The organism is Pseudomonas sp. PAGU 2196, from assembly GCF_022179005.1.
Classification (GTDB): Bacteria; Pseudomonadota; Gammaproteobacteria; order Pseudomonadales; family Pseudomonadaceae; genus Aquipseudomonas; species Aquipseudomonas kermanshahensis.
On record NZ_BNTL01000031.1, the window covers coordinates 1 to 12,538 of the forward strand.

A 12,538-nucleotide genomic window follows, 5' to 3' on the forward strand; every position below is an offset into this window, starting at 1 on the left:
GGCATGGCTCATACGACCCTCTTTGTTTTTGTTATGACCAATAAATGATCGGCATCCTTTCCATGGGCGGAAACAGCTGCAGACGTGCGATTGGCAGGGTGCTCAAAAAGCAGTGAGCGAATCAGAACTGTGATGATCTTATGGTTGAGCCAGCGGTGCGTGGCACGCTGGCAAAGCCTCGGGGTAGCGGGCTTTTGTGAAGGACTGGCTGAACTGTAGCCCTGGCAATCGGCATGGAATAGAACGGAAGCGTCAATTTATGGTATGCCGGGGCCCTGGGCTTGCCACGGCATAGGGACTGTAGGAGCAGCCTTGCGCTGCGAAGAGGCCGGTGCACACACCCACGGTTCAGGATGGGGGCACCGGCCTCTTCGCAGCACAAGGCTGCTCCTACCGGGTAAGTGGGTCACCCCTTCAATGCTGCCTCAATCTTGGCGACATCGATCTTGCCCATTTCCATCATGGCTTCGAACGCCCGCTTGGCAGCAGCCCGGTCGGGATTGGCAATGGCCTCGATCAGGATGCGTGGGCAGATTTGCCACGACAGCCCCCACTTGTCCTTGCACCAGCCACAGACGCTGGCCTCGCCGCCATGGCTGACGATGGCATCCCACAACCGGTCAGTCTCGGCCTGGTCTTCGGTGCTGACCTGAAACGAGAACGCCTCGCTATGGCTAAAGGCCTTGCCCCCATTGAGCCCAACGCAGGGGATGCCCATGACGATGAACTCGACGGTAATCACATCGCCTTGCTGGCCCGACGGGTAATCGCTAGGGGCTTGGTGCACCGCCACTACCCGGCTGTCGGGGAAGGTGCGGGCGTAGAAGTTGGCCGCCTCTTCGGCGTCATGGTCGTACCACAGGCAGATCGTGTTTTTGGCAGTCATGGCAGGGCTCCATGAATGAATGTGGGCCCTTGAGTCTAGTTCACGGCCTTGCCGTCGGCGCCGCTGCGTGGCCCGGCATACGCCTTCAGGACGGCCGGTCTTTGCAACATTCTGCAGACATTTCCGACGTTAGGTAGTGAACCTGCTTACATAAAAAAGGTCTTTCGCTGACGGTCAACTCACCGACCGGTTCACCGGCCCAGTCAGCGGGCCTACTTTTGTCCTGTTTCAGCGAAGACCAACATGCCCGAATCCCGCCCCACACTCTCCGCCCTCCCAGCCCTGCGCGGCGGCCTGATCGCAGCCCTGGTGGCCCTCGCCGCCCCGGTGCATGCCGAGGAGCCTGCCAGCGACGCGCGCTGGGTCAGCGACAGCCTGAGCACCTACGTGCGCAGCGGCCCGACCGATGGCCACCGGATTGTCGGCACCCTCAAGTCCGGCCAGAAACTGACGCTGGTCACCACCCAAGGCAACTACAGCCAGGTGCGTGGGCAGAATGGCGACCTGGTGTGGATCCTCAGCAGCGACCTGCAGGCGGTGCCGGGCCAGGGCGAACGCCTGCCGCAGCTCGATGCCCAGGTCGCCGACCTGTCCGGGCAGCTCAAGAGCATTGATGACAGCTGGAAAAACCGCGTGCAGGGCATGCAAGAGACACTGGACTCGCGCAAGCACCTGATCGACGAGCTGGAAGCGCGCAACAAAGCGCTGAATGAACAGCTCGACCAGAGCCAGTCGACCTTGCGCGATACCCAGGCCCGCCTGGGGGATGAGAACAAGCAGGTGATGATGCGCTATATGGTGTACGGCGGCAGTATTGCAGGCGCGGGCCTGCTGATGGGGTTGATCTTGCCGGCGCTGACGCGTGGGCGGAAGAAGAATGACCGCTGGTTCTGATTTGGGGTGCTTCAGGGGGCTTGAGGCGGGCGCCAGGAGGCATGCACCCGCCCCCTACAACAGCCGCTCCAAAGCCTCGAGCACATGCGCTGTGGCACGTTCAGCCTGCCCTTCACGGCAGGCGATGCCCAGTTGCCGCCACAACCCCGGACGCAACGGTCGCCGGGCAATCCGCCGGTCCAGCTCGTGCGCCTCGCCCTCCTGCGGCAGCAATGTCGCGCCGTAGCCGGCCCCCACCAGGCTTTTGATCGCATCGTTGTAGTTCAGCTCGATGCGCGGCTCGGGGAACAACCCCGCCGCAGCGAACCATTCCCCCGTCACCCGCGACAACTGCGTGCTGCTGTCATTGAGAATCAACGCCCGCTGCGCCAACCATGCCGGAGTAACCTTGGCCGGCGGCTGCCAGTCGGCCGGCACATAGGCCAAGATCGGATCGCGTCGCCACGGGGTGATCTTGAGCCCTTTGCCTGCCACTTGCGGCAAGGCCACCAGGCCAATGTCCAAGGCCCCCTCGCGCAACCGCGCCAGCGACGCCTGCGAGGTCAGCACCTGCACCTGCACATCAATCCCCGGGTGCACTTCGCGCAGGTACTCGAGCGCTTTGGGCAACAGGTGGGCAATGGCGCCAGTCGAAGCACCCAGGCGGACCCGGCCAGTCAGCCCCTCGACCTGACGGCGCACCTCATCCAGCGCCAGGTCGGCATCGGCCAGCAAGCGACGGGCTCGGGCCAGCAGCGTCTCGCCGATGGCCGTAGGCCGTACCTGCCCACGGTTGCGGGTGAGCAAGGGCGCGCCGACCCGTGCCTCCAGCTCGGCCACATGCAGGCTGATGGTGGGTGGGGCCAGGTTGAGCCGGCGAGCGGCCTCGGCAAACGAGCCGAGGTCGGTGATTTCGACCAGCGTGCGGAGGCGGTCGAGGCTGATTTCGCGCATGACTAGCTTCAGAAATAATGAACATCAGCATCATGATATTCAAATTTCCTTTAGTCCAGCCGCGGGCGAGCATAGGCCACCCTCCCCTGACCGGACCTCGACCATGCATACCCCTGTTGTTTTTATCGACGGTGACCAAGGCACCACTGGCCTGCAGATTCACGCCCGCCTGCACGGGCGCAATGATGTGCGCCTGCTGACCCTGCCCGAGGCCGAGCGTAAAGACCCGCAGCGCCGCGCCGAAGCCATCAACAGCGCCGACATCGCCGTGCTCTGCCTGCCCGATGACGCCGCCCGCGAGGCCGTCGCGGCAATCCACAACCCGCACGTTCGGGTCATCGACGCCAGCTCCGCCCACCGCACCAGCCCCGGCTGGGTCTATGGCCTGCCGGAACTGGACGCGCAGCAAGCCGAGCGCATCGCTCACAGCACACGCGTCAGCAACCCCGGCTGCTACCCCACCGGCGCGATTGCCCTGCTGCGCCCGCTGATCACCGCCGGGTTGCTGCCAGCGGATTACCCGCTGAGCATTCACGCCATCTCGGGGTACTCCGGCGGCGGCCGCGCCGCGGTCGAACGCCATGAGCAGCCGAGTGCCGAGAACACCCCAACCCTGCAGCTGTATGGCCTGGAACTGGCACACAAGCATGTACCGGAAATCCAGCAACACGCCGGGCTGTCGGCACGGCCGGTGTTCATGCCTGGTTACGGCGCCTATCGCCAGGGCATCGTGCTCAGCATCCCGCTGCAGTTGCGCCTGCTGCCCGGCCAGGTCAGCGCCGAACACCTGCAGGCCTGCTTGGAACAACACTACCAAGGAGCTCCCCACGTTCAGCTGATGCCCCTGCACCAACAAGGCCCCGCCGCAGCACTCGACCCCGAAGCATTGAACGACAGCAACGACCTGCGCCTGGCGCTGTACGCCAACCCGGCGCATGGCCAGGTGCTGCTGACCGCTGTATTCGATAACCTGGGCAAAGGCGCGTCCGGGGCGGCGGTGCAAAACCTCGACCTGATGCTCGCCGCGCTACAGGCGCAAGGCTGATTGGGCAAAACCGGTTAAACTGTACGTCCCGCGTCAGCATGGCGCGGGTTGTATTCCTAGCCGCCGGAGCCTTCCCCCCGATGTTCATCCTGAGCCGCCTTGACAGCGTGCCGCCCGAGTCTTTCCAGAACCAGATCCGTGAGCTGGTGATCCATCACGTCGGCGAATTGAGCAGCGTCGCCATTCTTGCCGACAACCCGCTGTATCCGCTGTACCAGTACGGCGTCGGCATGGAAGTGCACCAGTACTTGCAGGCCATGGACGGTAAACGCGGCCTGTCGGTGACGCTGACCCTGGCGCTGGACGCCGATGCCCCAGACCAACTGCTCGGTTTCGCCCTGGCGTTGCCGGCCGATGATGATGCGCAAACCTGCGCACTGGCATTTCTTGCCGTGCGCGCCAGCCATCGCCGCCAAGGCATCGCCCGCGCACTGTTAGGTGACCTGCAGGCGCAACATGCCTATGTCGAGCTGAACACCTTTGCCGGCCAGGTGCCGTGGTTCGAAGCGATGGGCATGCAGGTGGTGGCAGCCAACGGGCCACAGGTGCTGATGAGCAGCACCGGCCAGGCCAGCGAGGCGCTGATCGGTCGGCTGGATATCGGGCCGATCTACCAGACCACCGAGGTGCATCAAATCCACACCTACCTGCTCAACCAGCAAGGCGAGGATGCGATGATCGAGGCCGAACAGCTGCGCGACGAGCGCTTGGACCAGTTGGCCATTCAAGCGCAGGAATGTGTCCGCCAGCGCAAGACCGTGCACTGATGCTGTAGGGCCGCACGGCGGCCCCAGCTCTTTTCAGCCGTGCACCCAACGCCGATGCAACGCACGCGCCAGGGCATCGAGCATGAAGCCCAGCACCCCGATCAGCAGCACCATCGCCATCAGCTCCGAATACGCCAGCCGGTCACGGGTGTCGAGGATGAAATACCCCAACCCCGCACTTACCCCCAGCATCTCGCAGGGCACCAGCACGATCCAAAGGATGCCGATGGCCAGGCGCACGCCCGTCAGCACATGGCCGATCACCCCTGGCACGATGACCTTGCACAAGGTCTCCCAGCGCGTAGCACTCAAACTGCGGCTCAGTTGCAACCAACGCGGGTCGAGCTGACGCACACCTGCCGCAGTGTTGAGCAAAATCGGCCACAGCGCGGCAAATGCCAGCAGGAAATAGATCGGCTGGTCACCCACCCCCATCAGCATCACCACCACCGGCATCCACGACAGCGGCGAGATCATCCGCAAGAACTGGAAGGCCGGCGTGGTCGCCGCCTCCAGGTGCCGATAGCTGCCCACCAGCAAGCCGAGGGGGACACCGATCAACAAGGCCAGCAACAGCCCGATCAGGATACGCTTGAGGCTGACCCACACGTGGCCGTAGACCTCGCCCTGCCCCAGCAGCTCGACCAGGCTGGCCAGGGTTGCCGCCGGCGAAAAGCGCGCCGACAGGCCATCGGCCTCGCCAAACCACGCCACGCCGGCCCACCATGCCAGCAGCAACCCCAGCAGCCCGGCCAAGCCCAGGCCGGTATGAACGACATGCTTGCGCATCAGACCGCGAACTCCTCGCTACGCTCGAAGTTGTCGGCAATGCCGAACACCGACGGCCCGCCAACGGCGGCGATGGCGTTGCGCACGAAACGGTCGTCGACCAGGTCGCGGGCAGTGTGCGCTGGGTCCAGGCCAGCCAGAAAACCACTGTCGCCTTCGATCAGGGTGTGCTGCAGGCGCTTGATCAGTGCTTCGGTGTAGCTGGGGAACGGGTATGGCTGGAAGTCGATACGTTTTTCGTCCCACTGCTGATGCTGGATCGCGCCACTGGCGATATAGCCTGCGCGGTCTTCGGCGGCTGGCGCCAGGACTTTGCTCAACACCGTCACTTCGTGCGGGGTGTACTTGTTGGGGCCGGCCTTGGACAGCAGCGCGGCGGCTTCGGCGCGGTGCTCGCGCGTCCACTGCTGGGCCTTGACGATAGCGTTGACCACCTTCTGCGACCACTCCGGGCGGTTGTTGAGGTCGTGCTCGTGCATGAACACCACGCAGCAGGCGTGGTTGCGCCACACATCGCCGGTAAAGCGCTGTACGCGGCCCGCCTTGAGGTTCTCGGCCAGGGCGTTGAACGGTTCGGCGACGATGTAGCCAGCGATACGTTTGCTGGCCAGTGCCGGCGGCATGTCGGACGGTGGCAGCACCAGCAGGTTGACCTCGGTGGCCGCCAACTGCGCATTGGCAGGTTTCGACACCGGGGTCAGGCCGCTGTCGTTGAGCATCTGCTGCAGCACCACGTTATGGATCGAATACCAGAATGGGATGGCCACGGTCTTGCCGCCCAACTGCTTCATGTCGGTAATGTCGGGCGCCACGGTCAGCCCCGACCCCCCCACATGGTTCCAGGCCACGACCTTGGCCGGTACCTTGCTGGCGTAACGTGCCCAGACGGTCATCGGCGACAGCAAATGGATGACGTTGACCTGGCCGGAAATGAACGCTTCGATCACCTGCGCCCAACTGCGCAGCAGCACTGGGCGCTCGGCTTTGATGCCTTCGGCCTCGAACAGGCCATTGTTGTGCGCTACCAGCAAGGGGGTGGCGTCGGTGATCGGCAGGTAGCCGATGCGCACCGGCGCGTCCGGCTCGGCAGCCGCACGGGCCTGCAGGCTCGACAGCAGCGGCAACGCACCGGCAGCAGTAAGCATGGCGCCAAGCTTGAGGAAGTCGCGACGCGAAGAAGCGGAACAGCAGTCATCCATGCACATGGACAGCCTCCGAGGGCAAGGGGGTTGAGGAAGGTGGGTCTGTGCGGCTTGCCCGCCGAAGGGTTTTGACAATCTCGATACGCAGCGCGCCCAGTTCCTCGACCCGCTGTGCGCGCGGTTGCGGCAGGTCGATGCGCCACTGGCCGAGCACCTGCGCTGGGTGGTTGCCCAGTAGCAGGACCCGATCGGACAGCAGCAGGGCTTCGTCGATATCGTGGGTGATCAGCACCGCAGCGGTATTGTGGGTGGCGATCAGTTGCAGCAGCAGTTGCTGCATGTCGGCGCGGGTCACTTCGTCGAGTGCACCAAACGGCTCGTCAAGCAACAGCACTTCAGGCTGACGCGCCAGGCAGCGCGCCAACGCCGTGCGTTGGGCCATGCCACCGGACAGCTGCGCCGGGTACTGGTTACGGGCATGGTCCAAGCCCACGGCGGCAATGGCATGGTCGATGCGCGCACGCCGTTCGGTGGCGGCCAACTTGGGTTGGCGAGCGAAATCCAGGCCGAAGGCGACGTTCTTTTCCAGGCTCAGCCAAGGCAACAGGCTGGGGTCCTGGAAGGCCACCGCCAGGCGCGGGTGCGGCCCTTGCAACGGCTCGCCGTGCAACATCACGCTGCCGCCACGCGGTGCCTGCAAGCCCGCCAGCACCCGCAACAGGCTGGACTTGCCAACCCCGCTGGGGCCCAGGATGGACACCACTTCGCCCGGTGCCAACTGCAGGTCGAACCGCGCCAGCACCTCGTGCCAGCTACCCTCGCGGGGGTAGCCGAGGCTGATAGCTCGGGCTTGCAGCACGACTTCGCTCATGCCGTGCCCGCCTGGCGTTGCAGTTCGGCGCGCAGCTGCACCAGGCTTGGCGTGACGATGGGCACGAACGCCGATTCGCGCCAACGGCGCGCGAAACCTTGGCCGTACTCGCTGAGGTACGCTTTGCCACCACTGGCCTGCAGCTCGAGCTGCACCGCGTCGGCAGCACTTTCGGCAAGGATGATGCGCAGTTTGAACAACGCCGCTGGCTGCTGCAGGAAGCGCCCGTCGAGCAGGCCCTGCTTGAGTTCACTCACGGTGTTTTCCAGGCGTTCCTTGAGCACCTGGCGGGCCTCTTCGAGGAACGAACCACGGCCTTGCAGGTGCGCCGCCACTTCATCCAACGCGCGCCGGGCCAGGCCGATGGCCATGCCGCATTGCAGCGCGAGGAAGGCCGGGCGTACCTTGGGCAGGAACTCACGGGCGTTTTCATGCAGCAACCACTCGCGGCCCAGCTCGACCTGATGGAACGCCAGCGCGGCGGTATTGCTCGATTGCAGCCCCATCAGTTGCAAGTCGTCCGAGCGCTCCAGCCCTTGCACCTCTGACGGAATGGCCAACACGAAAGGCGCGCGCTCGGCATCGCACTCGATGGCCGCGGCCACCACAAAACCGCTCTTGCGCAGATTGGTCACCCAATGCAAGCGGCCCTCCAGGTTCCACCCCTCGCTGCTGGGGCGCCCACGCACCTGCAGGCGCTCGATGCCCGAGAGAAACTTCATGGCGTTGGACAACCCGGTGGCGCCTGCCAGCTCGCCTGTCAGCAACTTCGGCAGCAGGCGTTCGCGCAGTGACCGGTTAGGGCTTTGCAGCAGGTATTCAATGAAGGCGCGCTGGCCCCAGCAGACGAACGCCGCCGCCAACGAACGGCTGGCAATGGCGGCGATGGCTTCGACCGCATCGGTCACCTGCCCGCCCGTGCCGCCCTGGGCCGGATCGACGCCGATGCGCAGCACCTGCGCTTCAGCGATCTGCGCCAGCACCAGGTGCGGCTCGCACGTGCCCTGGTCAATGGCCTCGGCGTTGGCATCCAGCCATTGCCGAAATGCACAATCTTGCATGTCTGTACTCCTTTGAAAACGCCGGCGGGGCCGGCACCACACGCGGATTACGCAGAAGGCTGCCAGCGGTACTTGCTCAGTTCGTCGTTGAGCGGCGTCTGGGCGAAAACATTAGCAAAGTTGCACAGGGTTGCGAGGCTCACGCCCAGAATCACTTCCAAGGCGTTGCCTTCGCTGAAGCCGGCCTCACGAAATGCCTGGTAGGTGGCCTCGCTGACGTTGCCACGGGTAGCGATGACTTCGCGAGCGAACGCGGCCAGGGTCTCGTAACGGGCATCGGGCAGTTCGCCCCGCGCACGCAGCGCATCGACCACTGGCTGCGGCAGCTTGGCCTTGTTCAGCGCGACTGCGGTGTGGCCGGCGACACAAAAGTCGCAGCCATGCTGGGTGGCAGCAATCAACTGCACCACCTCACGCTCGGCCAAGGTCAGCTCGGACTTGCCGTTGAGCGCCGACACGGTCACGTAGGTTTCCAGCGCTGCCGGGGCGTTGGCCAGCACGCCGAGCAGGTTGGGGATGAAGCCGGAATTTTTCTGGGCATTTTCAAGGAATGGACGGGCCGCTTCCGGGGCGCTCTGCAGAGTGTGTAAAGTGATGCGCGAGGACATGGAGGGGTCTCCTGTGGTGGGTGTCCTTACAGTCTGTTGGTTATAAGAACTACCCTCCATATTCATCAGTCGCCTTTCCTTGCTCCTGAGTCTTTGCATTAGATGATTTCGTCCAGCCACCTTGTCGATTGGTTATTAGAAGGCCTGGAGCTCGACGCCAGCCTGTTTCATGTCGGCCGCTATTGCGGCGGCTGGCATGCCAGCACGCAAGGCATGGGCCGCGCCAGTTTCCACCTGGTCGTGCAGGGCCATTGCTGGCTGCACCTCGATGGCCAGGCCGAGGCAGTGCGGCTGGAAGCTGGGGATGCGGTTTTTTTGCTGCGTGACCTGGCGTATCGGCTGTCCAGTGACCAGAACCCCGTCAGCGCCTGCGCCCAGCCGCGCCAGGCGATGCAGGCTCTGGATGCCACTGCCGGCGATGGCGTGGGGCTGGTGTGCGGGTTCTTTCACTTTCGCCCGGGGCTGTCGTCATTGATCGTGGAAGGCCTGGCCGACTGGATTCTGCTGCGCGCCAACGAGCCCGCCGGGCATGCGGCGCGGGCGCTGTTCGGGCTGATCCTGGAAGAATGCGAACGCCTACCGCCGTCGCAGACCTTGCTGGAGCGGCTGACGCATTTGTTGTTCCTGTACGTACTGCGCCAGCAAGTGCATGCCGGGCAGCCCCTCGGCGGGCTGGTGGCGCTGGCCCGGCAGCCGGCGTTTGCCGCGTTGCTGGTGCAACTGATCGAACAGCCTGGGCAAGCCTGGACGCTGGAGAGCATGGCCGCGTGCACGGGGCTGTCGCGGTCAGCGTTTTTCAAGCGTTTCAACGAACTGGCCGGGCAGTCACCGGGGCAGGTGCTGCTGGCGTTGCGCATGCGCCATGCGTCCCAGCTGTTGCAAGCAGGCAACACCGTGGAGCAGGTGGGTGCGCAGGTGGGGTATCAGTCGGTGGCGGCGTTTACCCGGGCGTTTGCCAAGGCCGTCGGGGTGCAGCCGGGGGCGTATCGCAGGCAGCATGAGGGGCGTTGATTTGTGCTTGCCTGGTCGGGCCTCTTCGCGGGCTTGCCCGCGAAGAGCCTGGGCAGGTTGACTTAGACCTGACTCACCGGGATATCACCGCCACCCTTGCCATCCCGCCGCTCCCCCATCCATTCATTGACCTGCTGCCCGAACGCGGCAGGCGCCTTGCGCCCCACGCGCCGCGCCAGGTCTAGGATGGTCTGCTGCGCCAGCGCCTCTTCCATGCGCTTTTGCGCGCTCAGCATCACCGCATGAATCGCACAGGTGCCTTCGGTCGCCCAACCCGGTGGTGATCCATCAAACAGCGTGCAACGCTCGCGAATCTCACGGCAATCGAAGATCTTCTTCGGCCCGTCGATAGCCGTGACGATATCCAGCACGGTGATCTCATCCGACGGCCGCGCCAGGCGGAAACCGCCGCGAACCCCTTCAGTGGCAACCACCAAGCCGGCGCGAGCCAGCTTGGTGAACACCTTGGCCAGGTATTCCTGCGGCACGCCTTGCAGCGCCGCAAGGTCGCGCACGCTGGACTCGCGCGTGTCACCGCGCTCATCCACTAGGTACAGCAGGCAATGGATGCCATATTCGACGCCAGCACTGTACAGCGACATATCAATCTCCGACCAACTTTGTCGCAATAATACGCCGATAGCGCCAGCGCCGAAAGCATTCCCTCGTTTGACGCGATAGAAAACCGGTGGCGCCTACCCGCGCAGTACCTTCACCTCACCTTGCTTGCCGTCCGTTTCGCGCAAGTACTCCTGCAGCGAGTCGTCCATCGCCTGCATCCAGCGGGTATGGTGGGGCACCGCTTTGGTGCCGGTGATCACCGAGCGGTACGACTTGTCGCGGTAGCCCATGATGTCGTGCTTCTTGTCGGTCTTCCATTGCAGGAAGATGCGGTTCACCGCCTCGATATCGAAGCTCGGGTAATCCGTCTGCTCGATCAGGTGCCTGATGTATCGGCCTTGGAATTCGTACATCGAGGCCGTGGTTTCCAGGCCCAGCTCATCCTCGCGCCAGCGCTCGCTGTCGGCATGCATGGCGGCCTTGGCCGGCAACGTGATGCGCCCCAGCATGTAGTCGCGTGCAAACCATGCCTGTGCGTCGAACAGGTTGAAGCTGTACCAGAGGTCCTGCATGCCCAGGTAAATCAGCTGCGGGTTTTGCTCCCATACCACGCCTTGGTATAGCCCCGCAGGCCACAGGCGGTTGTTGGTCTTGAGGGTGAGTTCGTCCGGCAGGAACGGGAAGTGATGCTGGTAACCGGTGCACAGGATGATCGCATCGACGCGCTTGTTCGACCCGTCGGCGAAGTACGCCAGGTCGTTCTCGACCCGGACCAGTTGCGGGCGTTCTTCCCAGCCCTTGGGCCACTTGTAGCCCATAGGTTGCGTGCGGTAGGCCGTGGTGATCGAGCGTGCACCGTACTTGTAGCACTGCGAGCCGATGTCCTCGGCCGAATAGCTGCTGCCGACAATGAGCAGGTCCTGGCCGTTGAACTCCATCGCTTCGCGAAAATCGTGGGCGTGCAGGATACGCCCGATGAAACGCTCGAAACCTTCGAACTCCGGCACGTGTGGGGTGGAGAAGTGCCCACTGGCCACCACCACATAATCGAACACCTGCTCGATACCAAGCCCTGCGCTGTAGTCGTGGGCGCTAACGGTGAACTCGCGGGTGGTTTCATCGAAGCTGACGTGCTTGACCACGGTATTGAAGCGGATGTAATCGCGCACCCCGGCCTTCTTCACGCGGCCCTGAATATAGTCCCACAGCACTTCGCGCGGCGGGTACGAGGAGATCGGCCGGCCAAAGTGCTCATCGAAACTGTAGTCGGCAAATTCCAGGCATTCCTTGGGGCCGTTTGACCACAGGTAGCGGTACATGCTGCCGTGCACGGGTTCGCCATGCTGGTCTAGGCCAGTACGCCAGGTGTAGTTCCACATACCGCCCCAGTCGGCTTGCTTCTCGAAGCACACGATTTCAGGCATGGGGGCGCCTTGGGCATGGGCGGATTGGAACGCACGCAGTTGCGCAAGGCCGGACGGGCCGGCGCCGATGATAGCGACACGAAGAGTCATAGTGATTCCTGAACAGTTGAACGCTGAAAAAATGCAAAGGCTCCCCAACCCCAAACGGCAAAAGGCCGGGGGTGGTGAAATTCAGGCGTTACGGTGCAGGTGGAGGGACGGGGCGTTTGCGCATCTGGCTAAGCAGGATGTTGACGGGCGGGATCGACAACACGTGGTACAGGCTCGAAAGCGGGGAGCGTGTCATGGGGGTGGGCCCGTATCCATTAGCGCAGGGTGCGTAATGGGGGCCTGAGGGGCGCAAGATACGTGTGATCTCGTACATGGGGGCTGAAATGGCCTCTTTTCTTTATGGTTTCTTTTTTATCTATAACGGATGGGGGTGGGGATATCAAGGATGGCGGCCCTCCCCCCCTGCCCCCGAACGACCGCTCGTCGCCAGCAAAATCTTCGTTTCACTGCCAAAAACCCATCAAAACACGGACTTCCCAGGTGTTGACCGGCGGG

The 12,538-nt window shown here is 63.7% G+C and carries 13 protein-coding genes; 4 read left to right on the plus strand and 9 right to left on the minus strand.

Annotated features, from left to right (window positions below; genetic code table 11):
* Window positions 1–406: 406 nt before the first annotated feature.
* Entirely contained in the window at window positions 407–886 is a 480-nt protein-coding gene (locus tag MFF34_RS23515) for a VOC family protein (RefSeq protein WP_238216721.1), read from the minus strand.
* A 243-nt stretch (window positions 887–1,129) separates the two neighbouring features.
* Here MFF34_RS23515 and MFF34_RS23520 point away from each other — a divergent pair, with 243 nt between their 5' ends.
* Window positions 1,130–1,780 carry a TIGR04211 family SH3 domain-containing protein gene (locus MFF34_RS23520; protein ID WP_238216723.1) on the plus strand — a complete coding sequence of 217 codons (651 nt, stop codon included), beginning with the start codon at window positions 1,130–1,132 and terminating at the stop codon, window positions 1,778–1,780.
* Between the two features lie 54 nt (window positions 1,781–1,834).
* On the opposite strand, the gene MFF34_RS23525 is transcribed toward MFF34_RS23520, so the two are convergent.
* Window positions 1,835–2,713, minus strand: coding sequence for a LysR family transcriptional regulator (locus MFF34_RS23525; protein ID WP_238216726.1), 879 nt, complete (start codon window positions 2,711–2,713; stop codon window positions 1,835–1,837).
* A gap of 103 nt (window positions 2,714–2,816) precedes the next feature.
* Between MFF34_RS23525 and argC the strand changes: the two genes are divergently transcribed.
* Both argC and MFF34_RS23535 read left to right on the plus strand, forming a co-directional pair.
* Complete coding sequence (gene argC / locus MFF34_RS23530) at window positions 2,817–3,758, plus strand: N-acetyl-gamma-glutamyl-phosphate reductase (RefSeq protein WP_238216728.1); 942 nt, start codon at window positions 2,817–2,819, stop codon at window positions 3,756–3,758.
* 80 nt (window positions 3,759–3,838) lie between these two features.
* Window positions 3,839–4,525 (plus strand): GNAT family N-acetyltransferase, encoded by a 687-nt coding sequence (locus MFF34_RS23535; RefSeq protein WP_085274349.1) that lies wholly within the window; start codon window positions 3,839–3,841, stop codon window positions 4,523–4,525.
* A 33-nt stretch (window positions 4,526–4,558) separates the two neighbouring features.
* Here the strand turns inward: MFF34_RS23535 and MFF34_RS23540 are convergent, their stop codons facing one another.
* Genes MFF34_RS23540 through MFF34_RS23560 form a run of 5 tightly spaced genes read right to left on the minus strand, consistent with a single transcriptional unit; the run spans window position 4,559 to window position 8,996 of the window.
* Entirely contained in the window at window positions 4,559–5,314 is a 756-nt protein-coding gene (locus MFF34_RS23540) for an ABC transporter permease (protein ID WP_238216730.1), read from the minus strand.
* The gene (locus MFF34_RS23545) at window positions 5,314–6,519 is read right to left on the minus strand and encodes an ABC transporter substrate-binding protein (protein WP_238216733.1); all 1,206 of its coding nucleotides are present in this window, start codon (window positions 6,517–6,519) and stop codon (window positions 5,314–5,316) included. The genes MFF34_RS23540 and MFF34_RS23545 overlap by 1 nt, the downstream gene beginning before the upstream one ends.
* On the minus strand, window positions 6,506–7,327 hold the full coding sequence (locus MFF34_RS23550; RefSeq protein WP_186703986.1) for an ABC transporter ATP-binding protein: 822 nt from the start codon (window positions 7,325–7,327) through the stop codon (window positions 6,506–6,508). Before MFF34_RS23550 ends, MFF34_RS23545 begins: the two co-directional genes overlap by 14 nt.
* Window positions 7,324–8,388 carry an acyl-CoA dehydrogenase family protein gene (locus MFF34_RS23555; RefSeq protein ID WP_238216735.1) on the minus strand — a complete coding sequence of 355 codons (1,065 nt, stop codon included), beginning with the start codon at window positions 8,386–8,388 and terminating at the stop codon, window positions 7,324–7,326. Before MFF34_RS23555 ends, MFF34_RS23550 begins: the two co-directional genes overlap by 4 nt.
* Before the next feature lie 47 nt (window positions 8,389–8,435).
* The gene (locus tag MFF34_RS23560) at window positions 8,436–8,996 is read right to left on the minus strand and encodes a carboxymuconolactone decarboxylase family protein (RefSeq protein WP_238216737.1); all 561 of its coding nucleotides are present in this window, start codon (window positions 8,994–8,996) and stop codon (window positions 8,436–8,438) included.
* A 102-nt stretch (window positions 8,997–9,098) separates the two neighbouring features.
* On the opposite strand from MFF34_RS23560, the gene MFF34_RS23565 reads away from it, so the two are divergent.
* A complete protein-coding gene (locus MFF34_RS23565; RefSeq protein ID WP_238216739.1) occupies window positions 9,099–10,007 on the plus strand; it encodes an AraC family transcriptional regulator in 909 nt (302 codons plus the stop codon).
* A gap of 62 nt (window positions 10,008–10,069) precedes the next feature.
* On the opposite strand, the gene MFF34_RS23570 is transcribed toward MFF34_RS23565, so the two are convergent.
* Window positions 10,070–10,609 (minus strand): Rrf2 family transcriptional regulator, encoded by a 540-nt coding sequence (locus MFF34_RS23570; protein ID WP_238216741.1) that lies wholly within the window; start codon window positions 10,607–10,609, stop codon window positions 10,070–10,072.
* Window positions 10,610–10,702: 93 nt separating this feature from the next.
* Complete coding sequence (locus MFF34_RS23575) at window positions 10,703–12,082, minus strand: NAD(P)-binding domain-containing protein (protein WP_238216743.1); 1,380 nt, start codon at window positions 12,080–12,082, stop codon at window positions 10,703–10,705.
* Window positions 12,083–12,538: the final 456 nt, after the last annotated feature.